Raw genomic sequence first — 23587 nt, 5'->3', positions numbered from 1 at the left:
AAAACAAAAGTAGCTACCTGGTCACACGGACTTGGTAGCTACATTTCTTAACTTAAAGATTCAATTAAGTTTTCTTTGGTTGTGAGCAAGTTTTGTTTAAGGGATTCTAATACTTCGTTAGAGAGACGATACTTAGGTAAGCTGATACTGATTGCACCATAATTTGTTTGCCCGACGGTAATACTAGAACCAATACAAAAGACATCTAAGTCATGCTCCCCATTGTCATAAGCAAAACCTTCTTGGCGCGCTAAGTTGATTTCTTCAAACAATCGTTCAGCTGTAGTAATAGTGTTTTCTGTTTTGCTGATCAGTTCATTTTTTTCAAGATAATAATCAATATCGTCATCGTCGAGATCTGCAAGTACTGCTTTTCCCATTGCAGAACAGTACATGGGTATCGATTTACCGATCTCGCTATACAAGGAAACAGGTTTTTTGCTAGCGATTTTAGTAATATATTTAATATGATCGAACTCATGAATTCCTAAGTGGACTGTTTCTCCAGTTACTTTTTGTAATTCTTCAAGATACGGTTGTGCGATTCTTTTTATGCTAAGTTGATGCAGGCTTTTGTTAGCATACTTCAGTAATCTTGGCCCTAAGCTGAATAATTTCGTATCCGGGTCCTTTTGAACGTAACCAATTAAAAGTAAGGTGTTTAATATTTTTGATGCAGTTGGAGGAGTCAGACCGGTGTGACTTGCTATTTCACTTAAGCGATGCTGGCTGTCATCACTCGACAGAAATTCTAAGATATCGTCTGCTTTTAATAAAACACTACCATAAGCTTGTTTTTGAACCATATGAATGCTCCTTATAATAAAATTATTTGTGAATATTTTCTTTAATATAGAGAAAGTTTCTATATAGGAAATTTTTATTATTATATCAGACGAAAGTCAAATTTTCAATCATTTATTTCTTATAAAGAAATTATATTTCTAATATAGAAATTTTAAAAGAGATTGTATATAATTATGTTAAGGCTTACAAAAATTTAAAAGGATGTTTTGGATTTATGAAATTTAACATAGGGATCAGAGCCCATGATATTGAGAATGATAATTTAGAAGGTTTAGCAAGCACTATAGAAAGTAAGGGTATACAATCTATTCAATTAGCGTTAATGAAATCTGTAAAAGAATTTCCTTTGAATTTGAAAAGCTTCAATGTTGGATTTGCCAGTAAAGTTGGTAGGATTTTTGATGAAAAAGGAATCGATATTTCAGTTTTAGGTTGTTACATTAATATGATCCACCCAGATAAAGGAGAGCAAAGAAGAGCGTTAGAATTTTTTAAAACGCATATTCGCTATGCTAGTCAGTTTAAAGCTGCTACAGTTGGAACTGAAACGGGTGGCGTCTATCCAGAGATTCAGTTTACAAAAGACAATTATACAGAGGAAGCATATTTAAAAGTAGTCAAAAGCGTAAAAGAATTGGTAACTGAAGCTGAAAAATTTGGGGTGATTATGACAGTAGAAGGGGGGATTAATCATCCGATTTACTCACCGAGCAGGATGAAGCGGCTTTTGGATGATATCGGTTCTCAAAACTTACAAGTCATACTTGATCCGGTCAATTATCTTTATCCTGAAGATGCTTCAACTGAAAAGCAACATAAAGTCATTGATGAAGCTTTTGATCTATTTGGAGAACGGATAACAGTAATCCACGCAAAAGATTTTATAGTTGAAAATAACGAGCTGAAAATTGTACCGGTTGGTAAAGGGAAGGTGGACTATGCTTACTTTATAAGAAAAATAAAGCAAGAAAAACCCATGATTCCGATATTGCTCGAAGAAACGAAAGAACCGCATATTAATGAAAGTATTCAATTTTTAAAAAATCATTTTAAGAATAACTGAAAAGCAAAGGATGAAAACAAATGACAACAGCAGAATTAAATAGAGATATGATTATTGAAAAGATTGATCTGTTAGCAGAGAATCTTTCTAATATTAAAGATGAAAATGGTGAGTTCCTATTTGAGTTAGATGGTATGATGATCGATGATAAAAGCTGGCATGTATGGAACTGGCCTCAAGGTGTAGGTTTATACGGGCTTCATGCATATTACAAACAAACAAAAAATAAAAAAGCAAAAAGAATTTTAAATGAATGGTTTGAACAACGATTACTAGAAGGTTCGCCACCAAAAAACGTCAATACTATGGCACCACTTTTAACAATGGCATTTATTTATGAAGAAGAAAATAAAACTGAGTTCAAGCCATTTTTAGAACAATGGGCTGATTGGGTAATGTATGATATGCCGCGTACAGATGAAAATGGACTGCAGCACATGACATATGGTCCCCCCAATACAAATCAATTGTGGGCAGATACTTTAATGATGACGGTATTACCTTTAGCTAAAATCGGATTATTATTGGATAAACCTGAATATGTCGAAGAAGCTAAAAGACAATTTCTGCTTCATATTAAATATTTAGCAGATAGAGAAACGGGTCTCTGGTATCATGGATGGACTTTTGAAGGACATCACCACTTTGCAGATGCACTTTGGGGTCGTGGAAACTGCTGGGCAACCATTGCTATTCCTGAAATCATAGAAATATTGGATCTGAAAAAAGGAGATCATTTATATGAATTCTTCATAGAAACTCTAGAAAGACAGGTCGCTGCATTAGAACAATATCAAGATGATAGCGGGTTATGGCCTACTTTGATCAATGAATCTGCTTCATATTTGGAAGCATCTGCCACAGCTGGATTTGTTTTCGGGATTTTAAAGGGTATTCGTAAACGCTATTTGTCTAGAGATTACTTACCAATGGCTGAAAAAGCGATCAAAGGGCTATTAGACAATATCAATGAAGAAGGTGAATTAGAAAAAGTCTCAATCGGAACAGCATTGAGAGATGATCTTGATTACTATAGAAGTATTAAATTAACAACAATGCCTTATGGACAATCATTAGCGATATTAGCGTTGTCTGAATACCTTTATATTTATGTTTAAAAGAAATTAGTAACAATACCTTGTATTAAAGAAGTAGAGAAAGTTCTGAAGAACTTCTCTACTTCTTTAAGTTTGTTATAGGTTATCTTGTAATAATGAACAAAAACTATTTTTATATTGAATATGGGAATAGATAGATTAATAGTTAAGTATTAAGTAAAGATAGAGTGCGGATTTAGTATCAGATATTTAAAGCTATCGTGTCTTTTTTTTGAGTTTTCGATAAGCTCCGGGATTTAATTGGTATATTTCTCTAAATAATTTATAAAAATGAGTTTTATTTTGTAATCCAATTGCTCGACAAATTTCTTCTATCGGTAAATCAGTACTTTCAATCAGAAACCTCGCACGTTTTATTCTTTCTTCAGTCACGAGTCTTAAAAAATTTTTGCCTGTTTTATCTTTGATGATTTCGGAAAGATAGTTCGTACTATAACTTAGATGATTTGATAACTTCTCCAGTGTAATACTCTGATAATCGGTTTCGATACTTTTCAATATTTCAATTACTATTTTGTTAGCTGAATTTTCTTTTTGAGTGGTATCTAAAGAATAAGTTGTATTCCCAACTAATTCCATGAAAAGTATAGTTAAATAATAACTTAATATTTCATTGGAAAAAGTTGAGGCAGTAAAGTATTTATTTAACATTTGTACCATAATGGATTTAATGTCAACGTTTTGGCTACTTTCAAATATGATTGACTGACCTTTTGATTTTTCAGAAACAGTACGGACTAAAAATTGAAATAGACTGCTATCTTGAGTATGAACTTGACTTAACCAGTTTAAATCAAATTTTGTTTGCGGGAAAATAATGTTTATCAAAATATCTTCATTTCCAAGTGCTTCAATAGAATGAGTAGAACCATGATCTAACAGCAAAAGTTCTCCTTCATTCAACATCTTTTGTGTGCCATTGATGATTTGATGACATTTACCTTTTAACATGTAATTCAATTCTAAAAATTGATGAGTATGCTCAGGATATTTTGCGAATCTATTATGTTTACTTATGTAGATTCGGTCATTTTTCAGAAAGTATTGATCAGTCAAAATCATCTTGCCATTTGTATATTGGAAAGATTCTTTAGGCAGATCCATTATAAAGTCTCCAGTTGTTCTTTGTTTCATTTCGATTGAATTATAATTATATAAGTACTGGTAAACGATTTCGTGCATTATACGAACCTCCTTAGTTAGAATTATAACTGAATTGAATCCGATTTCAAATTGATTGTGTAATTTTTTACATATAATTTACTATTAAATAAATTTTCCGAAAAATGGTTACTTTTTTACTTGAATATCGTCATTGGTTACGATTACAGGAGCCGATATGATGTAAGTGTAATTAAAGCGCTTTAATTTTATGTGGAAATCTAGTAATTATAGTTTGTAAGATGGGAGAGTAGTCATTATTAGAAATACTGTATGATAAGGAAATAGTTAATTAGTAAAAATCATTATTTAAATGGAGGTAATCATATTGTTCAAAAAAAGATGGTTTAGTTTACTTCTGGTAATTATACCAGCCTTGACTGCTTGTGGAACAACAAGTTCTGCAGAAGAAGTTAAAGTATTTAGATTTGCCTATGCAAGTAATAGCCAACCGGTAAAAGATTCCATGGCACTTTTTGGAGAGCTTGTAGAAGAAAAATCAAATGGCACAATGAAAGTAGATTTTTATCCAGATAGCCAACTAGGTGGTGAGACTGACTTGATTCAGTTGACTCAAACTGGTGCAATTGATTTTACGAAAGTCAGCGGAGCAGCTTTAGAAGGATTCTCAGAATATTATTCAATTTTTGGTATTCCATACCTTTTTGACGATGAAGAAAGTTTTTTCAAGGTAATGGAAGATGATAGCATTATGGATCAAATCTATGGATCTACAAGTGATTTAGGATTTAGTGGAATTACTTATTATGATAGTGGACAGAGAAGTTTTTATATGGTTGATGGTCCTGTAGAAACGCCTGATGATCTGCAAGGAAAGAAAATCAGAACAATGGAAAGTGAAACAGCTGTTAAGATGATGAGTTTATTAGGAGGATCAGCTGTACCTATGGGGAGTGATGAAGTATATGCCTCATTACAATCAGGATTGATAGATGGTTCTGAAAATAATGAATTCGTGCTGGTAACTGCCGGACATGGGAATGTAGCAAAATATTACAGTTATGATCAGCATACACGTATTCCGGATATTATTATTATGAATGATGAGAGACTAGCAGGATTAACGGAGGAAGAAAAAGATATTATTATGGATTCTGCTGCTGAGTCGACTGAATATGAAAAAGAAGTATTCAATGATGCCGTTGAAAAAGAAAAGGAAGCCGCAGCTGCAGATTATAATGTTGAATTTAATGAGGTTGATAGTGAACCATTTAGAGAATTGGTAGCCCCAATAGCAGAAGAATTTGAAAATGATGAAATTCTTGGCGAATTATACAACGAAATAATAGAAGCTCAAAAATAAGCAAAGAAGGTATAGTATGCAAACATTAAAAAAATATTTAAATAAGTTTCTTGAAACTGTCTGTAGTGTTTTGTTAGCTGTAATGTTACTGCTTGTATTATGGCAAATATTTGCACGTACTATTTTAAATGATCCAAGTACTGTAACGGAAGAAGTAGTTAGGTTTGCGCTAGTTTGGTTATCTATGTTGGCAGGTGCCTATTCAGTTGGTAGAAATGCTCACGTGGTAGTAACTTTTGTTCAAGATAAATTGAATAGAAAATACCGTTACTGGATAGCTCAAGTCATTCATGTGTTTTTTATGCTCTTTTCATTATCTGTATTGATTTATGGAGGATATAGAGGGATCTTGATTTCTATTCATCAAACTTCTCCTTCCTTAGGGATTTCTATGGGCTATGTATATCTAGCTGTACCCATCGCTGGAATCTTTTTCTTCTTATATAGTCTGATCAACTTGATTGATTTAAGAAAAATAGGAGAACTTGTTGATGAAGATAATAGACACGAATTAGAAAAGGAAGTGAATAATCATGGCGTTTGAAGCAGGACTTCTGTTACTCATAACTTTCATGATCTTACTGATCATCGGAGTTCCAATCGCAATTGCGATAGCGGTATCATCGCTATCAATCATTGTTCTTAACCTACCACTTGATATTACAATGTTTACTGCTTCTCAAAAGATCGTAACCAGTTTAAATAGTTTTACACTTATTTCCATTCCACTCTTCATTATGTCTGGGATTATTATGAATAACGGTGGAATAGCCAAGAGGCTGATTAAGTTTTCTATGTTATTAGTAGGTAAGATCCCTGGAGCCTTAGCGATAACGAATGCAATTGGTAATGGATTATTTGGTTCAATGTCAAGTTCTGCAATTGCAGCATCCACTGCGATTGGTGGTGTATTGGTTCCACAACAAATCGAAGCAGGATATGATAAAGGATATGCTGCAGCAGCAAATATTGCATCTGCACCGTCCGGCATGATTATTCCACCGAGTACTGCTTTTATTATGTATTCATTAGTTAGTGGTGCATCAATTTCTGCTTTATTCTTAGGCGGCTATGTTGTTGGTGCAGCTTGGATATTGATCGTTTCATTGATTTGCTATGTATTAGCGAAGAAAAACAAGTACCCTATTGTAAAAGTTGAACAAAGTGAAAGTAAGTTGAAAATTATAATGGATGCTGTTCCAAGTTTACTATTGATTTTCATTGTTATCGGAGGTATTTTGACAGGATTTTTCACAGCCATTGAAGCCTCAGCTGTTTGTGTAGCTTATTCATTAATATTATCAATGGTTTATAAAAGTATCAGTCTCAAAGACTTTCCAAATTTATTTAGACAAACAATTGAAACTTCAGGAACGATCATGTTACTACTAGCCACATCATCATTGATGTCTTTTGGAATGGCTTTGAATAGTATTCCCGCCGCAGTAAGTAATTTAGTTTTAGGAATTTCAGCAAATGCTTTCTTCACCTTATTGATTATTAATGTCATTTTCTTACTCGTCGGCTGTTTTATGGATGTTGGACCAGCGATCTTGATCTTTACACCAATATTTTTACCAATCGTACAAGAAATTGGAATTGATCCTGTACACTTTGGATTATTTGCAATAATGAACTTCTCAGTTGGCTCTATCACTCCACCAGTGGGAACAGGGTTATATGTAGGAGCAAGTGTAGCAAAAGTGAAATTCGAAACTGTTATTAGGCCATTGATGCCCTTCTATATTGGGATATTAGGATTATTGTTCTTGATCACTTACTTCCCCGATCTCTTTATGTGGTTCCCTAATTTATTGGGATAACTCACTCCTATTGAAATGAGCAAGTTATTGAGCAGGTAACTCCCAATAATCTATGAAAAATTATGTTTCCCAAATTTCTCGTTGCTCGTATGATGATTTCTGTCGATGAAGGTAATATAATCCAATCATTGTCTGGATTAAACAGCTTTATAACAGATCCAGTAAAGCAACGAGAAGTATAAGAAGGCATGTTTAAAAAACTTCGTTTTTTTGAAGTTTTTCGAGATATGTAAAATCACTTCTACAGTATTAGTCCGTGTACTGTAGAACACTGTTCCCGAAAGATAATAAACGGATCCACTTGTCGGGCATTGTTTTTGCATCATCATGGACGAATGGAATCCTCACAGGAACTTCGCCATCTAATGACTGATGTGGACGTAGAAAGTTGAAGCAGGCAGTAAAGCAAGCGACATGAGCACGTGCACCATTTTGAGATTTAAATCCATGGGTACCACGGTAATTGCCTTTGTAAGTCCGGTTCAATCGTTCGATGATTTGTTTAAGGGGCCTATATTGTCTAGATACTTCGTCCTCGTTGGTTAAACCAATGACTTGAGTGATATCGAAGTTCAGGCCGTGTTGGGCCAGGAAATGTTGTGCCAGTTTGTAAATGGGGTTTCCGTCAACGATGAGGTTTAAATCCTCAGGGATTTCGCTAGCTATATAGTGGTCGAGCACATCGTGAATGGCCCTGATTGCTAATTCAGTATTGCGTTTTTCAGACACTCTTTGGGATAAGATGATTTTATTCTTTGCATCGAAGAAGTAACAGATATAGTGCCATTTTTTCCCGACACGGATGTAGGTCTCGTCTCCACAGATCTGATCAGAAAGATCATAGGGGTAGTGTTGAGTAAGGGTGTAAAGTTGAGCCCCTGCTGCTGCCGCGTAGTTTAATATCGTCTGTCTACCAATCTTTACTCCGTGTATGTCGTAGATTAATGCGGCAACCTTAGGTGCAGGAAGGCCGTAATTAACGTGGTAGGTCAAAATCTCACCTAATAATCGAGGTGAGGCATGAATGCGACTTAAGTCAACTGGCGATTCAATCAGTCCATAGGACTTGATGTCCTCGAGTTTTAAATTAAACTGACGATAGACGTATCGTAGCTTTAAGTAGTATGGTGCGACAGTATAGAGTTCCTTTTGCTCCTCACTCAACTGGTTTAACGCCTGAATATAATAAGGACAAGTGTCGTTTTTACACTTGTAGATGTCGAATTCAGACCGTTGTTTAATCTTCTCAAGACACTTCTCACAGTGAGGACATTTGAGAATGACATCTTTAGAGTAATGATTCTTCGAATTAAATAAAGCACAACAGACTTTGCACTGATATTGTCCGTGCACACCATTATTCTTATAGAGATAGTTATGGGGCGCATGACACTTAGCGCAACGTACATTTTCAGGAACTTCAGAAGATGACTTGTGGCGACGAACAGGTTTGATCGGTTTACCTGCTTCCACGGCCTGTTTTAGAAGGTATTTATAGTCCGCCCGTTCAAGCTTTACAACTTTCGGTGGGTCATCAAGGGTCAATTTGTTGTAATCAAGCTTTGTGATATCGGTCCCTTTAGGTGGTCGATCACCCGCATCTTCAAGCCAAGTAATATAATCGTTTAAAAGTTGAATTAAACTGTTTTGCCACTTGATTTTATTAACTAAATACATGATAATCTGAAGTAGATTAGGCATCTCTTTTCACTCCTTAAGTGATGAATGTTTGTTTTAGTGAACTTCATTTTATCAGATTAAGGGGGGGAAGAGGTGCCTTTTTGTATTTTAATTGATAGAGCAACGATAGTTGCATTAAAACAACACGAAAAAACAAAAAAATTGGTAATTACTATTGAGCAAGGTGAGGTGTATGTATGAAAAATTATATTGCTGTAGATATCGGTGCTAGTAGCGGGCGACTGCTGCATAGCAAAGTAATTGATGGGAAACTTAAAATTGAAGAAATCCATCGTTTTAAAAATGGATTTCAGAGAATCAATCATCATGATCGATGGAATATCGATGCATTAGTACGAGAAGTTTTTATTGGTCTTGAAAAAGCAAAAGAAAAGGGAATTGACCATACCTATTTAGGAATAGACACTTGGGCAGTCGATTATGTACTGATAAATGATCATCAAGAAAAAATAGCAGATCCAATTAGTTACCGAGATAAAAGGACACAAAATCAAATTGAACAGTTAACAAGTAAATTTTCTAAAGAATTGATTTATGAGAAAACTGGGATTCAGTTTTTAGAGTTAAATACTCTTTATCAATTATTTGTAGAAAATAAAGCATTATTGAAGAAAGCAAATAAACTCTTGTTTATTCCAGATTATATTGGATTTATATTAACTGGAAAACAAGTAACAGAGGTAACTAATGCTTCGACAACGCAAATGCTCAATCTAAGAAGTTCATTATTTGATGAGGAACTTTTGGAATTAGTAGAAGCAACAGCAGATTTATTTGCTCCACTGACTGATGCTGGTACCTATCTCGGGAAAGTCCAGAATAAATGGTTAGATCAGTATGATATTCCAGAAGTCGAAGTGATCACTGTTGCTTCTCATGATACAGCGAGTGCAGTAGTTGGAGTACCAGCTACTGCACCTGGTAACTGGTCCTTCCTTTCTAGTGGTACGTGGTCACTTATTGGCATTGAGACAATTTCTCCAGTAAATAGTCAAAAAGCTTTCTTGAATAATTTCACCAACGAATGGGGAGCATATGGTACATATCGTTTCCTGAAAAATATTATGGGACTTTGGATGGTTCAAGAGGTTAAGAGACTATACAGTAATGATATGACATTTCCAGAAATGGCTAAAGCTGCAGACGACTATGAATATTTCACTTCTGTTTTGGATGTGAACGATACTAGATTTACTAATCCAGAAAATATGATTGAAGAAATTAGACAGGCATGCCGAGAAACGTCTCAGCCTGTTCCTCAAACGATAGGAGAAATAGTCAATTGTATCTACTCTAGTTTAGCGAAAAGTTATCAAGAGGAACTAGAGCATATCGAAGACATTGTTGGTAAAAAGGTGGAACATCTCTATATCGTAGGTGGTGGATCAAATGTTGAAACTTTGAACCAGTTAACAGCTGATTTAACAAATAGAACAGTTTACGCTGGTCCGAATGAAGCAACAGCTATAGGAAACGTGATCGTACAGATGATTACCATGAAAGATCTTTCAGATGTAAAAGAGGGTCGACAGTTGATAGAAAATTCATTTGAAATCAAAAAATATGAACCTAGGTTAGGATAGAGAGGCAGCACAGTATGAAACCAGAAGAAATCAAAAAACGATTTGAAGAATCAAAACAACGCTATTTAGAAATTGGCGTCGATGTGCAAAAAGCTTTAGATACCTTGCAGGAAATCAAAATATCCATGCACTGCTGGCAAGGGGACGACGTTATTGGATTTTTAAATCCGGATGGAGAACTTTCTGGCGGTATTATGTCGACAGGAGACTATCCGGGTCGTGCAAGAACTCCTAAAGAACTAAGGCGAGATCTAGATAAAGCGTTATCTCTGATTCCAGGAAAACATAAAATCAATCTGCATGCGATGTATGTAGATACTGATGAACAAATAGATTTTGATGAAATAGAGCCCAGACATTTCCAGAAGTGGATCGATTGGGCTAAGGAAAGAGAATTAGGCTTAGATTTCAATCCGACTTTCTTTAATCATAAAATGTTTAAAGATGGGTATACATTAGCCCATCCCGACAAAACAGTCAGAGATTTCTGGATCGAACATGGAAAACGTTCTAGAAAAATCGCCGAATACATCGGAAAAGAATTAGGACAGAAAAGCTACAATAATTTTTGGGTACCAGACGGCATGAAGGATAATCCGATTGATCGTTTATCTCCTAGAAAGAGGTTAATGGAGTCTTACGATGAAATTTTCAGTGAAAAAGTAAATCTTGATTATACTGAAGATACACTTGAATCAAAATTATTTGGTATAGGAGCAGAAGCTTATACAGTTGGATCTCATGAATTTTATATGGGATACGGTATCTCGAGAAATAAAACAATTTTAATGGATGCTGGGCATTATCACCCAACGGAAATGATATCTAATAAGATCTCTGCGCTTTCTTTATTTAATGAAAGTTTAATGCTACATGTAAGTAGACCGGTTCGTTGGGATAGTGATCATGTCATTATTATGGATGATGAGTTACAGGAAATTATGAAAGAAATCGTCCGCAATGATCTCTTGGATCGTACGGCTATTGGGCTAGATTTCTTTGATGCCACGATTAATCGAATTGCTGCATGGGTAGTTGGCGTTCGTAATGCTCAAAAGGCACTACTTAAAGCATTGCTAGATCCTGTAAATATGCTGAAAAAAGCAGAACTTGATTTTGATTATACGAAGAGACTTGTTTATACAGAAGAAATGAAAGACATGCCATACAGTGATATCTGGAATTACTTTTGTTTGATAAACGACGTGCCTGTTGGACTCTCTTGGTATGAAGAAGTTAAAGAATATGAAAAAAATGTATTATCACATCGCTCAAATTAAGTATTAGAAGGAGAAGCTGCAAATGAATAAAGATATACTAAAAAGCCCATTTGTAACAGAAATGAGCGAAATTACTCAATTAATGTACCAGCGCAACTGGGATGAAAGAAACGGTGGGAATATTACGCTACTTTTAAATGAAAATGAAGTAGCTGAGTATTTGGATCTTGAAAATATCGTTCGTACAATACCAATAGACTTTGATGCAAAAGAATTAGCCGGCAGCTACTTCTTAGTAACTGGATCTGGCAAATATTTCAAAAATGTACAAAAAGATCCTGCTAGGAATATTGGATTGATACGTGTTAGTGATGATGGAAAAGGAGTTGAGGTACTATGGGGTTATGAAGATGGTTCATTGCCTACGAGTGAGTTACCTAGTCATTTTCAAAGTCATATTGCTAGACTTAGTGTTGATCCGGAAAATAGAGTTATTATGCATTGTCACGCAACACACTTACTTGCCATGACATTTACTCATTCTTTGGACGAAAGAGAACTGACACGCAAACTGTGGCAATTATGCACAGAGTGTTTAGTTGTATTTCCTGAAGGTATATCTACCATTCCTTGGATCGTTCCAGGTACAAATGAAATAGGAGAAGCTACTTCTAATAAAATGAAAGAGACTCGATTAGTCGTATGGCCTTATCATGGTATTTATGGAGCAGGCAAAGATATGGATGAGACTTTTGGTTTAATTGAAACAGTTGAAAAAGCTGCAGAAGTTTATACTTATGTTCAAGCCCAAGGTGGAATGAAAGCTAAGATCAGTGATGAAGATTTGAAAAAGTTAGCTGATAGGTTCGGTGTAAAACCAAGAGCTGGATATTTAGATTAATAGGGTGTAAAGAAAGTGAGTGGGTACATTGATCAAAAAAGCTATACGAATGAAAGTCTACCCAGATAAGCATGAAGAATATAAAAAAAGACATGACGAATTGTGGCCAGAACTGGAAAAAGAATTGAAACAACATGGATGCCTGAGTTATACGATTTGGTTGGACGAAGAGACAAACTTCTTATTTGGTTATCTAGAAATAGAAGATGAAAATCAATGGGAGAAACTACCAGCAACAGAAATTAATAAAAAATGGTGGGACTATATGAAAGATGTTATGGATACAAACGAAGATCATTCTCCTATCACAAGTAACTTAAAAAATGTATTTGACTTGAAATAAATAGATAGTCTTAAAGTAGAGAACCAAATGAACTTAAAACTAGATCTGTAGGAAATGTATAGTGATAGGCAGTTTGGTGATTAAACGAATGGAGAAAAGTTTGATACTGAAATATTTCAACATTTAAAATGACGGACAGCAATCTTGAACGTGCTCTTAATCTAATTATGCTCCAATAATTTGGGAAAAATACCCGTTTCTAAAAGAGTTGAATAAATTTTTAAAATTGCTGATCCCATTCTAGAATATAAAGAAGAGTTTGTAAAAATCATTTCTGACGAAATGGTTAAAAGAAATCGGTGAAGTAGAAGCAAAAGCTGAGTATTTCACAATTATGATATATGGTGAGAATATATGAGGATAAAGTTCATTAATAATATAGACACTGGAGAAGTATATATAAATTGAGAATTTAAGTCCATCCAAGGATTTAGATTCCATGTTGGATTGAAAAAATCAGCTAATGGTGGAGCAAACGGATATCATCATTTAGAAGAATTCTTAACTACGACAGTGGCTTATTGAACATAATGATAAAACCTAAATATATTTTATAAAAACTCGATCTCAATATTTTGAGATCGAATTTTTATTTTTTATTTAATAAAACAATAAACACAAAAATCTGATTTTAGATTGTTTCATTTGTACTTTGATAATGAGAGGGCGTTAGACCAGTTACTTTCTTGAACTGTCTATAAAAATGAACTTCTGAAGTATAGCCGCACAAGTCAGCAATTTCAAAATTGGGTAGATCAGTTATAGAGAGTAAATGTTTAGCATATTCAATTTTTATCCGGATTACGTCTTTTTGGAAGGAGACACCAAATAAGTCTTTATATAGATGCTGAAAATATGAAACACTAATATTCATTTCTTTGGCAATTTTTTCTACGGAATACTGTTCTTTTGGATAGGACTGTACTTGCAGTCTCAAATCTCGCAACTTTCTATTATGAGGACTATACTTTTGTAATAAAACTGTTTTCTTTTCACAAACTGCTACATTATTTAACATAACCTGAATAATCAATGAAAGATTTTCATCTTTAACTTCATCAGCTATGTAAACTGATTCCCAAACAAGCTCTTGCATAAGTAAATGAATATTTGTCTGTTCAGCAATTGGTAGAAAGTGGTTAGTTGATAACTTTTTCTTTTGAAAAAATAAAGAATCTTCACACTTAAAATGGAACCAGTCATCAATGTAATGTCCACCTGGGTTGTGATAATAATATGGGGTGAATGGTTCAATTATGACGATTGAATTCGGTTCGACAATACTTTCTTGTCCATTGAGTTTAAAGAGAGCAGGAGATTTTATGGATAAAAAAACATAGTTAGGTACTCCATAGGGACGAATCATTTCAAACCCCTCTGGATGCCTTACATTTAAACCACCAAATAAAAAAGTGAATTCATGAGTCAAACGATCGTCACTCCTTATTAAAATATTAATTATTTTCAAAACCTATATCAAATTTTTATAACTGAAAAGGTTAGTATTAAACAGATTACGATATTGTAGCGCTTACATAAGTATTATATCATATTAGTAACAGTTAATTAACTTTATTTTGTCTATATGTTCATACCTTGCAAGGGCTGCATTAGAATGAGTATTTTGTTGAATAGTTTTAACCTATATTCTTTTTCGCAATAACATTACAAAATATGGAGGAAAAAAATGATCAAGAAAAATAGATTTTTAGCTGGATTGGGGTTGCTCTCAGCTGGCTTAATATTAGTGGCTTGTGGAAATGGAGGCAGTGAAAGTAATGGCGATGAAGCAGAGGCTGATGGAAATGTCACTTTGACTTGGTCACTTTGGGATACTGAATCAACAGTATACTATGAGCCGCTAGTTGAGGCGTTTGAAGCAGAGCATGATGGTGTAACGGTTGAACTACTAGATTTAGGATCAACTGATTATCAAACTGTCCTTGGGACACAACTATCTGGTGGAGATAATACCATAGATGTAGTTACAGTAAAAGACATACCTGGATACTCTTCATTGACAAATCGTAATCTGTTAGAACCGTTAAGTGAAAGAGCTCAGGATCTTGATTTAGATCAATACGCAGGAACAGTAGAACAGATTACAATCGACGATGAATTTTATGCGATTCCTATGCGAAATGACTTTTATGTTCTTTACTACAATAAATCAATATTTGATGATGCTGGAGTAGAGTATCCGCAAAATGGAATGACTTATGAAGAATATGATCAATTGATGCGTGATGTATCTAAAAAAGCTACAGAAAGTCGTGGAGAAAAGGTTTATGGCGGACACTACCATATCTGGAGAAGCCAAGTCGAACTGTATGGGATTTTAGATGGTGAAAATACACTAGTATCGACAGACTACTCATTTTTAGATCCTATCTATGAAATGGCTGTTTCTCAGCAAGAAGATGAAATCGTACAAGATTATGCTTCTTTGAAAACTTCTAACCTACATTATTCAGCTGCCTTTTATCAAGACAATGTAGCCACAATGCTGATGGGTACATGGTTTATTCCAACTTTACAAGAAGCAATAGCATCTGGAGAAAGTCAAGAATTTGATTGGGGTATTGCAAAAATGCCGATAATAGATGGAGCTGAAGAAGGATCAACAGGTGGTACGATGACATCTCTTGGAGTTAGTTCTAATTCCAAAAATAAAGATTTAGCGTATGAATTTGTGGAATTTGTAACTGGAGAAGAAGGCGCCCAGATTATTGCTGATACTGGAACAATTCCAGCCATACAATCTGATGAGGTTATAAGTAAAATTACTTCAATTGAAGGGTTCCCAGAAGATGAGCAAAGTAAAGAAGCTCTAGAGACTACAAATGTATACTTGGAATTGCCTTTAGATGAAAATGCTTCAGAAGTAGAAACTATTCTAAACGAAACTCATGACAATATCATGACTTACAGCACAGAAATTTCAGATGGTTTAAAGAATGCTTCTGAACAAGTTAGTGCTTTAAAAGAATAATTCAAAAATAGGGAGGATTAAGTTCCTCCTTTTACATATTGTTTAAAAAAGGATTGGAGTTGTAAAATGGAAACACAAATGAAAAGAGATTCGCTGAAAAAGCGAAAACTAAAGGAAAGATTAACTGCTTATTCGTTTATTGCACCTAATTTTATTGGATTTGCAATCTTTACATTAGGTCCGATATTCTTTGCGATTATGTTAGCTTTTCATCAATGGGATGGTAGTAATGATATGACCTTCATTGGTTTAGATAATTTCACAGAGATGTTAGGTGATAATCGAGTTAAGGATGCATTATGGAATACAATAGTATATGTTTTGGCAACTGTGCCATTGACCTTGGCTTGTGCATTACTTTTAGCAATTTTATTAAATAGTAAAATTAAAGGACGAAATATTTTTAGAACAATTGCTTTCTTCCCTTACGTGGCTTCTCTAGTAGCAGTAGCAGCTGTCTGGAACATGATTTTTCATCCAGTGAATGGACCAATCAATGAGATATTACGTATGATTGGAATTTTAGATCCACCTCGTTGGGCTGCAGATAGTGAATGGGCGATGTTTACTTTGGTACTATTCAGTGTCTGGAAACAAATGGGATACTATATGGTCATTTTCCTTGCTGGACTGCAAGGTGTTTCAGAAGAATTGTATGAAGCAGCAAATCTAGATGGAGCAGGTAGATGGGGAAAATTCTGGCATGTGACTTTACCCCAGCTTCGTCCAGTAACATTCTTTGTTTTGATGATTTTAACCATTAACAGTTTCAAAGTATATGATTTCGTTTACATGATTACACAAGCTGGACCAGGAACATCGACGTTAGTATTGGTCTATGAAATCTATAATACAGCATTCTTAAATTGGGATTTAGGGTATTCAAGTGCTATCTCAATGTTATTACTTGGCCTTGTATTAATCGTAACTTTAGTGCAATTTTTAGGTGAGAAGAAATTTACAAACCAATAGAAGGAGTTAGAATGAATGAAATCAAATAAGTTAGTATCAAAAATTTTTATCTATATTCTTTTGATTGCAGTAACAATTACGATGATTTTTCCGTTTCTGTGGATGTTATCGTCTTCTATAAAATTCGATAGAGATATTTTCATTTTTCCCATTCAGTGGATACCAGATCAGCCTGTTTGGAGTAACTTTATAGATATATGGACAAGGATACCATTAGCTACATTTATTTATAATACTGCTAAAATTACGCTGATTGTTACTTTATTACAATTGACCACCAGTAGTTTCGCTGCCTATGCGTTTTCAAAGTTGGAATTTAAAGGGAGAAACCTTCTTTTCGTAGCTTATATAGCAACAATTGCTGTACCATGGCAGGCTTATATGGTTCCTCAATTCATTATGATGCGTTCACTTGGATTGAATAATACACACTTGGCTATTATCTTGCTGCAAGCATTTTCTGCGTTCGGAGTATTCATGATGAGACAGTTTTATCAAGGAATACCTGATTCGTTGATTGAGGCTGCTAGAATGGATGGAATGAATGATTACCAGATTTATTATCGTATAATGCTACCATTATCAAAACCAGCATTAAGTACATTAACAATCTTTACTTTTGTAAACACATGGAATGATTTCTTAGGTCCGTTACTTTATTTAACAAGAGATGAATTGAAAACTATTCAAATTGGTTTACGAATGTTTATCACACAATATTCAGCAGAGTATGGATTGATTATGGCTGCATCAGTTGTTGTCTTGATTCCTGTACTGGTTGTTTTCTTATCCTTGCAAAGACACTTCGTCCAAGGTGTTGCAGCAATTGGGGTAAAAGGATAATTTAAAATAGTAAAGGAGAGAGAACCATGGTGCATTTTAAAAAACAGTATTTAATTTTAGGAGTACTCGCTTTTGTTCTCTTATATTTACTTGATCCAGTTAACTTAATAGAAACAAAAGAGGTAAAGCTAAATGCTTATATAGCAAACAGCTCGCTTACGAGCAATGAAAGCAAAGTATTAATGGAACAATTTAAAGGGGAGTATGTGTATGATTTAAATGAGAATGATGAATATTCGTTAGTAACGGATCTGTTTCTCTCAGTGAGCGATCCAAATCCTGTAGAATTAATGGATGCTGGTAGATTGACTGCACAGATTGCAGGAAGAGAATTAGATATACTCATTTCTAACAAAGAGATAATAGAACATTATTATGAGTTAAACGGATTTGAAAATTTAAATGAGTTAATTGGTGAAGATGTCATACTTGCGGATGAGCAATTGTTAAATGATCAGAATCATACTTATGCTGTTCAACTAAAGACATTTAGTAATCAATACCATCTAAAAACTGATACTTGGGTAGCTATCCCTAAGACATCAGAAAGAAAAGAGGTAGCAGTCCAGTTTATAGAATACTTATTAAAGGAGTTATAGGAGGATAAATATGTTTGAAAAAATGTTCGATTTAAATCAACCGCTTTGGAGAATGATGGGTTTCTTATCTGATATGATGTTGCTGACTCTTGTTTGGGTGCTATTCAGTATACCAATCGTAACGATTGGGCCAGCAACGATTGCACTTTTTAAGGTTTGTGATATTCAATTAAAAGGAAGGGATCAAGGTATACTCAAAAATTATTATAATTCTTTTTTGGGTTGCTGTAAACAAATGATACTTCCGGGGATTCTTTCTATAAGTATTATTGGTTTACTAATGTTCAGTATCTTCTTTTACAATTCTATAAGTTCGGAACTAACAACATTTTTACTATTTATCAGCTTATTTACACTTTTATTTTGTGTTGGCTTATTAATCTTTGTTGCCCCATTAACTGCAATATTAGAAGGAAAAATTTCGGAAATCATAAAATTAGCATTTGTATTATCTATCCAAAAAATACAGTGGGCTTTTCTTTTATTAATGACTACTATATCCACAGTCTTCTTAACAGTCTATGTCGCTCCTTATATTTCCCTATTTTCTGTAGGGTTACTCGCTATATTGAATACGAAAGTCGTGACTCATTTATATGAAGACAGTTCATTGGATATTCAAGCACTTCAATAGAGAATGGAGAGTTTAAATGACGATTAGCATAACCTTATTTGATCAGGATGGACAAATGAAATTAGGTAAAAATGATTATGAGGACACTGCCTCTTTAATGACTAGTAAAGGAGAAAATCGAGCATATATCGCGACGCAATACCACAAATATCATGAAGGCGATTATTTTGAAATAGAACTTTCAGAACCTAAACAATATCTTGTCGTTCAGTTAGACCAAACTTTATCACCTTCTACTATTTTTATACAAGGGAAGAAATGGAGATATAATCTACCTCTGCAAGATAATTGGAAAGAGTCTTCATCTGACATTTCTTTCAAAGGGAAAAGACATTATATATCTGTGCGGAAAGCAGAAACTTATGAAATCGAATCCTATCAGAATCTTACATTGAATACGCATGACTCAAAAGAAGAGACTGGAGCTTACCCACATGCCAGCGCAAATGTTGAAACAAGGAACGATTCTACTTTCTTTGCTTTAAATGCGATCGATGGCATCTATGCAAATCTCAGTCATGGGTCATATCCATTCCAATCATGGGGGATCAATCAACAAGATGACGCAGAACTAAAAATTGATTTTGGCAGACCTGTTGCAATAAGTGAGCTTGAATTAACAATCCGTGCAGATTTTCCTCATGATAATTTCTGGACAAAGGGAACAATTGAGTTTTCTGATGGAACTGAAATAAAATTAGATCTTATCAAAACTCCAGAACCTCAGCGCTATAAAATTGATATGAAAGAAACAAATTGGATCAAATTGAAACAGTTAATAAAATCTCAGGAATCTGATTCTCCATTTCCGGCATTAACTCAAATAGCAGCCTACGGAGATAATATAGTTAGTTAGCAATAAATACAGATGATTTTAGCACTTATATTGTACTAATCTATTAATTACTTTGATTTGAAGATGTACAAGCAAGAGTTGTACATCTTTTTATAACAGGGAGGTATATACGTGATAACCGGATTGGACTTAAAAAAACATAGTAAGTACTTTGAATTAATAGAGTATTTTAAAACTCAAGTTTATAAATATTTCCCTACAGCACCAAAGTATGATGAATTTCAGCTGTTCTTCAAGACTGGAAATCGTATAGTTTATGAAGATAAATACTTTGAACGAAGAAAGCAACTAACTTATCTCGGTCTGCTATTACTAGATGATCCAGCAAACCAGAAATATAAAGTCAAGCTGGAAAACCTTATTTATTCAATCTGTAATGAATTTACGTGGTGTCTCCCAGCTCATGTAGATATAGAGAAAGAGTTTAATTGTAAGGAAAAGAAATTTACGATTGATTTATTTTCTAGCGAAACAGCATTTACTTTGTCAGAGCAGTACAGATTATTAGGAGATGTTTTATCTAAAGATATTTTAAACTTGATGCATGCTTCTATTTTGCAACGCGTAATCGTTCCTTTTCTATCTGAAAAATGGATTTTTGAAGATGAAGTGAATAACTGGTCTTCAGTTTGTGCTGGTTCTATTGGTATTTCAGCTCTTTACATAATGAGTGATTCTGTGGATAGAAAGATTGTCTTGAACCGAGTGAATCACGCGATGAAAGCTTTTTTATCTGGATACGGTGAGGATGGTGCTTGTTTAGAAGGGCTCAATTACTGGCAATATGGCTTTCGCTACTTTACTTATTACTCAGACATGTATGAATCACAAACAAGGAAGAGCTTTTTAAGTGATACCGATTTAAACAAGATTAAATCTATTGCAGCTTTCCAGCAAAAGATGTATGCATATGAAAGAACAGTTTATAATATTTCCGATTCTCCTTCTACTATGATACCGGCATCTGATTTAGCGCACTACTATCATTTACTATTCCCAGGGGAAATCAGTATTCCAGTTTGTGATTGGTCTGTAAATGAATTGCTTGACCATTGTGGACGCTGGGCACCTGTTATTCGTACTTTAATGTGGGAGAAACAGTCGATTTATAGTAAACATAATAAAGAAGAATATTATTGGCTAGAAGATTCAGGTATCTATATTTTTAATAATAAGGAATTGCAGTTTTTAAGTAAAGGCGGATCCAATGATGAACCACACAATCATAATGACTTAGGACATTTTATCCTTCATTTTAAGAAACAACCTATCTGTATAGATCTTGGGGCGCCTCAATACACAAAAGATTACTTCAACGATAAACGATATGATTATATCCAAGCATCTTCAAAAGGTCATTCTGTTCCAATTATTAATGGAAAGTACCAAGTAGATGGCGAAGGAAATTTTAGTCGAGCTATAGTATATGATCAAGTGAACCAACTTGTGACCTATGACTTAACTAGAGCGTATGAGAACAATGAAATGGACTCATTTAATCGAACTTTTAAGTTATCTCCTGAAGTGAATAGACTTAATATAGTAGATAACTATTCATTTATGGTCCATCATAATCAGATTGAACAAAGAATATTCTTTTCAAAAATGGATATAGAAAGTCGTTCAGATTACCAACTAATCTTTAGAAATAGTGATATACGAACAATTGTTACTTTTTCAACCTATATTGATTCATATACAACTAATAGTTTTAAATATATCGATCATTTTGGGTCGGAAAAAGAAGCAATCATAGTCAGCGTTTATGCTAATGAACTCCCATATAAATACAAAATGGAATTCTCAGTACAATGTTTTGAAGTTTAGGAGGAATCAGATAATGAACAACCCGTTAAAAACAAGAAATGATGTTATCGAAGCTTTGAATGAACTATTAGAACCATTTGATGATAAGTTTGATGATGAATTGTCAGGAATAGAATTGATTGCAACCGGAGTAGGGTATGGAGGAAAAACGGCTAGTATAGAGACAATGTTGAGGTTGCTCTGGGGACTTGTACCATTAGAAGTGAATCAGATAAATCATCCACAATCTAAAAGAGTATTAAAAGGAATTATTAATGGAACAAATCCTGATCATGAGCAGTACTGGGGAGAATTAACAGATTTTGATCAGTTGATTGTCGAAATGTCAGCTATTGGATATATGCTTTTATTATCTCCCAAAGTATTTTGGAATCCGCTAACCGAAAAAGAGAAAACAAATCTAGTTCAATATCTTCATAAAGTGAATAAAGTAGAAGCACATGATTGCAATTGGTTGTTTTTTGCAGTTTTAGTTAATTTAGGCCTTAAAAACGTTGGTAGATCCTATGACCAAGATGTTATAACAAAAAACTTGAATCGAATAGAAGACTACTATATTGGAGATGGCTGGTATAAAGACGGACCGGATGCTCACGTTGATTATTATGTTGCATTTGCGATCCATTTTTATAGCCTAATTTATTCTATAGCAATGGAACAAGAAGATCCAAAACGATGTAAGATTTATAAGGACCGAGCCAAACTTTTTTCAGATAAATTTGTCTATTGGTTTTCTGATAAGGGACAAGGCATACCGTATGGGAGAAGTATGACCTATCGTTTCAGTCAAGTAGCATTTTTTACAGCCTATGTATTAGCAGAAGTAGATTTAGAAGATATAGGGTGGATGAAAGGTGTCATACTGCGACATCTAAGATATTGGTTTAAACAACCTATTTTTAATGGAGATGGTACGTTATCGGTAGGGTACACTTATCCAAACCTGCATATGAGTGAAAATTATAATTCACCCGGTTCGCCTTACTGGTCGTTAAAAAGCTTTTTGATAGTGGCTTTACCAGAGAACCATCTTTTCTGGACGACGCTAGAAGCGCCGTTTCCAGATTTAAAAGAAATTTATAATGACTTTAAAACAGAACAATCTATTATTAGAGACGGTGAACATGTCGTCATGTTTCCTAATGGATATAAGCATATGGACGACCATACTCATACCGCTGCAAAATATGAGAAATTTGCTTATTCTACACACTTTGGATTTAGTGTTTCTCGTTCCAATGTTTCATTATCTGAAGGCGCTTTCGACTCAATGCTGGCGCTTAGTGAAGACGGAGAATACTATCGAGTCAAGCGTAAAGTCATTGAGAAAGAGTATCATGATGAATATATTTATATGAAATGGCAGCCTTGGAAAGATGTAATAGTTAATACTTGGATTATTTCAGGGTTACCATGGCATATAAGAATTCATAAAATCATGTCAGCCAGAGATTTGAAATTAACGGATGGTGGATTTGCATTAGAAAGTATTCCGAAAGGCAAGTTATTGGCTCTACCTAATGAGTATGAATGTTATTTAGAGTCTAACGAGAAGTCTGTGGGTGTCATTGATTTGCTTAATGATGGAATAATAGAAAGAGTTCAAGCAAATAGCAATACAAATATTCTTTATCCAAATACGATTATACCTTCCATAACACACCATAAAAAACCTGGTGAACATTTATTGATACATGGGTTTTATGGAGCTTTAAATGAAAATGTTGAAAGTTATAAAGAGAGTGCCGTCTACTATGATGAAAATAATCATAAATTTCATCTAAATGGAAAAATAGTAAAAATAAATATTGAATAGGAGA

At 34.2% G+C, this 23587-nt stretch carries 21 protein-coding genes; 17 read left to right on the top strand and 4 right to left on the bottom strand.

The genetic code is table 11. The features are described from left to right. Nucleotides 1-47 precede the first annotated feature (47 nt). Nucleotides 48-806: an IclR family transcriptional regulator gene (locus BKP56_RS10965; RefSeq protein ID WP_072695113.1), complete on the bottom strand. Its 759-nt coding sequence runs from the start codon at nt 804-806 to the stop codon at nt 48-50. 215 nt (nt 807-1021) lie between these two features. Here BKP56_RS10965 and BKP56_RS10960 point away from each other — a divergent pair, with 215 nt between their 5' ends. Both BKP56_RS10960 and bglB read left to right on the top strand, forming a co-directional pair. Next, nucleotides 1022-1870: a sugar phosphate isomerase/epimerase family protein gene (locus tag BKP56_RS10960; protein WP_072695112.1), complete on the top strand. Its 849-nt coding sequence runs from the start codon at nt 1022-1024 to the stop codon at nt 1868-1870. Between the two features lie 20 nt (nt 1871-1890). After that, the gene (bglB, locus tag BKP56_RS10955) at nt 1891-2988 is read left to right on the top strand and encodes a beta-galactosidase BglB (RefSeq protein ID WP_072695111.1); all 1098 of its coding nucleotides are present in this window, start codon (nt 1891-1893) and stop codon (nt 2986-2988) included. Between the two features lie 195 nt (nt 2989-3183). Here the strand turns inward: bglB and BKP56_RS10950 are convergent, their stop codons facing one another. After that, nucleotides 3184-4170 (bottom strand): AraC family transcriptional regulator, encoded by a 987-nt coding sequence (locus tag BKP56_RS10950; protein WP_072695110.1) that lies wholly within the window; start codon nt 4168-4170, stop codon nt 3184-3186. Between the two features lie 292 nt (nt 4171-4462). Here BKP56_RS10950 and BKP56_RS10945 point away from each other — a divergent pair, with 292 nt between their 5' ends. The 3 genes from BKP56_RS10945 to BKP56_RS10935 are packed head-to-tail and all read left to right on the top strand — an operon-like array spanning nt 4463 to nt 7296. Next, nucleotides 4463-5473 carry a TRAP transporter substrate-binding protein gene (locus BKP56_RS10945; protein ID WP_072695109.1) on the top strand — a complete coding sequence of 337 codons (1011 nt, stop codon included), beginning with the start codon at nt 4463-4465 and terminating at the stop codon, nt 5471-5473. Nucleotides 5474-5489: 16 nt separating this feature from the next. Further along, entirely contained in the window at nt 5490-6017 is a 528-nt protein-coding gene (locus tag BKP56_RS10940; RefSeq protein ID WP_072695108.1) for a TRAP transporter small permease, read from the top strand. Next, nucleotides 6007-7296 (top strand): TRAP transporter large permease, encoded by a 1290-nt coding sequence (locus BKP56_RS10935; protein ID WP_072695107.1) that lies wholly within the window; start codon nt 6007-6009, stop codon nt 7294-7296. Before BKP56_RS10940 ends, BKP56_RS10935 begins: the two co-directional genes overlap by 11 nt. Before the next feature lie 249 nt (nt 7297-7545). Here BKP56_RS10935 and BKP56_RS10930 read toward each other — a convergent pair whose 3' ends face one another. After that, nucleotides 7546-8997, bottom strand: a complete 1452-nt coding sequence (locus BKP56_RS10930; protein ID WP_072693377.1) for a DDE-type integrase/transposase/recombinase — start codon at nt 8995-8997, stop codon at nt 7546-7548. Nucleotides 8998-9173: 176 nt separating this feature from the next. Here BKP56_RS10930 and rhaB point away from each other — a divergent pair, with 176 nt between their 5' ends. Genes rhaB through rhaM form a run of 4 tightly spaced genes read left to right on the top strand, consistent with a single transcriptional unit; the run spans nt 9174 to nt 13044 of the window. Further along, the gene (rhaB, locus tag BKP56_RS10925; protein WP_072695106.1) at nt 9174-10580 is read left to right on the top strand and encodes a rhamnulokinase; all 1407 of its coding nucleotides are present in this window, start codon (nt 9174-9176) and stop codon (nt 10578-10580) included. A gap of 14 nt (nt 10581-10594) precedes the next feature. Continuing rightward, nucleotides 10595-11860, top strand: a complete 1266-nt coding sequence (rhaA, locus tag BKP56_RS10920; protein ID WP_072695105.1) for an L-rhamnose isomerase — start codon at nt 10595-10597, stop codon at nt 11858-11860. 22 nt (nt 11861-11882) lie between these two features. Beyond that, nucleotides 11883-12701, top strand: a complete 819-nt coding sequence (gene rhaD / locus BKP56_RS10915; RefSeq protein WP_072695104.1) for a rhamnulose-1-phosphate aldolase — start codon at nt 11883-11885, stop codon at nt 12699-12701. Nucleotides 12702-12729: 28 nt separating this feature from the next. Next, on the top strand, nt 12730-13044 hold the full coding sequence (gene rhaM / locus BKP56_RS10910) for an L-rhamnose mutarotase (protein WP_072696135.1): 315 nt from the start codon (nt 12730-12732) through the stop codon (nt 13042-13044). A 631-nt stretch (nt 13045-13675) separates the two neighbouring features. Here the strand turns inward: rhaM and BKP56_RS10905 are convergent. Continuing rightward, nucleotides 13676-14473 carry a helix-turn-helix domain-containing protein gene (locus tag BKP56_RS10905; RefSeq protein ID WP_072695103.1) on the bottom strand — a complete coding sequence of 266 codons (798 nt, stop codon included), beginning with the start codon at nt 14471-14473 and terminating at the stop codon, nt 13676-13678. A 258-nt stretch (nt 14474-14731) separates the two neighbouring features. Between BKP56_RS10905 and BKP56_RS10900 the strand changes: the two genes are divergently transcribed. From BKP56_RS10900 to BKP56_RS10865, 8 genes are all read left to right on the top strand, one after another. After that, nucleotides 14732-16036: an ABC transporter substrate-binding protein gene (locus BKP56_RS10900; protein ID WP_072695102.1), complete on the top strand. Its 1305-nt coding sequence runs from the start codon at nt 14732-14734 to the stop codon at nt 16034-16036. A gap of 66 nt (nt 16037-16102) precedes the next feature. Next, the gene (locus tag BKP56_RS10895; protein WP_072695101.1) at nt 16103-17008 is read left to right on the top strand and encodes a carbohydrate ABC transporter permease; all 906 of its coding nucleotides are present in this window, start codon (nt 16103-16105) and stop codon (nt 17006-17008) included. 15 nt (nt 17009-17023) lie between these two features. Beyond that, nucleotides 17024-17851, top strand: a complete 828-nt coding sequence (locus BKP56_RS10890; protein ID WP_072695100.1) for a carbohydrate ABC transporter permease — start codon at nt 17024-17026, stop codon at nt 17849-17851. Between the two features lie 26 nt (nt 17852-17877). Then, a complete protein-coding gene (locus tag BKP56_RS10885) occupies nt 17878-18450 on the top strand; it encodes a hypothetical protein (protein WP_072695099.1) in 573 nt (190 codons plus the stop codon). A gap of 10 nt (nt 18451-18460) precedes the next feature. Beyond that, on the top strand, nt 18461-19084 hold the full coding sequence (locus tag BKP56_RS10880; protein ID WP_072695098.1) for a YesL family protein: 624 nt from the start codon (nt 18461-18463) through the stop codon (nt 19082-19084). Between the two features lie 16 nt (nt 19085-19100). Next, a complete protein-coding gene (locus BKP56_RS10875) occupies nt 19101-19940 on the top strand; it encodes a hypothetical protein (protein ID WP_072695097.1) in 840 nt (279 codons plus the stop codon). Between the two features lie 111 nt (nt 19941-20051). Beyond that, nucleotides 20052-21767: a heparinase II/III domain-containing protein gene (locus BKP56_RS10870; protein ID WP_072695096.1), complete on the top strand. Its 1716-nt coding sequence runs from the start codon at nt 20052-20054 to the stop codon at nt 21765-21767. Nucleotides 21768-21780: 13 nt separating this feature from the next. Then, nucleotides 21781-23583, top strand: a complete 1803-nt coding sequence (locus BKP56_RS10865) for a DUF2264 domain-containing protein (RefSeq protein WP_072695095.1) — start codon at nt 21781-21783, stop codon at nt 23581-23583. Nucleotides 23584-23587 lie beyond the last annotated feature (4 nt).

The sequence above is a fragment of the Marinilactibacillus sp. 15R genome, assembly GCF_001895285.1.
Taxonomy (GTDB): Bacteria; Bacillota; Bacilli; order Lactobacillales; family Carnobacteriaceae_A; genus Marinilactibacillus; species Marinilactibacillus piezotolerans.
Note: the sequence above shows the minus strand (reverse complement) of the source record. Positions and strands in the feature narration are given on the sequence as shown.

What these genes read in the sequence shown, in the direction of transcription:
- BKP56_RS10965 (WP_072695113.1), bottom strand. Translation starts at nt 806, where the DNA reads ATGGTTCAAAAACAAGCTTATGGTAGTGTTTTATTAAAAGCAGACGAT.
- BKP56_RS10960 (WP_072695112.1), top strand. Translation starts at nt 1,022, where the DNA reads ATGAAATTTAACATAGGGATCAGAGCCCATGATATTGAGAATGATAAT.
- bglB (WP_072695111.1), top strand. Translation starts at nt 1,891, where the DNA reads ATGACAACAGCAGAATTAAATAGAGATATGATTATTGAAAAGATTGAT.
- BKP56_RS10950 (WP_072695110.1), bottom strand. Translation starts at nt 4,170, where the DNA reads ATGCACGAAATCGTTTACCAGTACTTATATAATTATAATTCAATCGAA.
- BKP56_RS10945 (WP_072695109.1), top strand. Translation starts at nt 4,463, where the DNA reads ATGGAGGTAATCATATTGTTCAAAAAAAGATGGTTTAGTTTACTTCTG.
- BKP56_RS10940 (WP_072695108.1), top strand. Translation starts at nt 5,490, where the DNA reads ATGCAAACATTAAAAAAATATTTAAATAAGTTTCTTGAAACTGTCTGT.
- BKP56_RS10935 (WP_072695107.1), top strand. Translation starts at nt 6,007, where the DNA reads ATGGCGTTTGAAGCAGGACTTCTGTTACTCATAACTTTCATGATCTTA.
- BKP56_RS10930 (WP_072693377.1), bottom strand. Translation starts at nt 8,997, where the DNA reads ATGCCTAATCTACTTCAGATTATCATGTATTTAGTTAATAAAATCAAG.
- rhaB (WP_072695106.1), top strand. Translation starts at nt 9,174, where the DNA reads ATGAAAAATTATATTGCTGTAGATATCGGTGCTAGTAGCGGGCGACTG.
- rhaA (WP_072695105.1), top strand. Translation starts at nt 10,595, where the DNA reads ATGAAACCAGAAGAAATCAAAAAACGATTTGAAGAATCAAAACAACGC.
- rhaD (WP_072695104.1), top strand. Translation starts at nt 11,883, where the DNA reads ATGAATAAAGATATACTAAAAAGCCCATTTGTAACAGAAATGAGCGAA.
- BKP56_RS10900 (WP_072695102.1), top strand. Translation starts at nt 14,732, where the DNA reads ATGATCAAGAAAAATAGATTTTTAGCTGGATTGGGGTTGCTCTCAGCT.
- BKP56_RS10895 (WP_072695101.1), top strand. Translation starts at nt 16,103, where the DNA reads ATGGAAACACAAATGAAAAGAGATTCGCTGAAAAAGCGAAAACTAAAG.
- BKP56_RS10890 (WP_072695100.1), top strand. Translation starts at nt 17,024, where the DNA reads ATGAAATCAAATAAGTTAGTATCAAAAATTTTTATCTATATTCTTTTG.
- BKP56_RS10885 (WP_072695099.1), top strand. Translation starts at nt 17,878, where the DNA reads ATGGTGCATTTTAAAAAACAGTATTTAATTTTAGGAGTACTCGCTTTT.
- BKP56_RS10880 (WP_072695098.1), top strand. Translation starts at nt 18,461, where the DNA reads ATGTTTGAAAAAATGTTCGATTTAAATCAACCGCTTTGGAGAATGATG.
- BKP56_RS10875 (WP_072695097.1), top strand. Translation starts at nt 19,101, where the DNA reads ATGACGATTAGCATAACCTTATTTGATCAGGATGGACAAATGAAATTA.
- BKP56_RS10865 (WP_072695095.1), top strand. Translation starts at nt 21,781, where the DNA reads ATGAACAACCCGTTAAAAACAAGAAATGATGTTATCGAAGCTTTGAAT.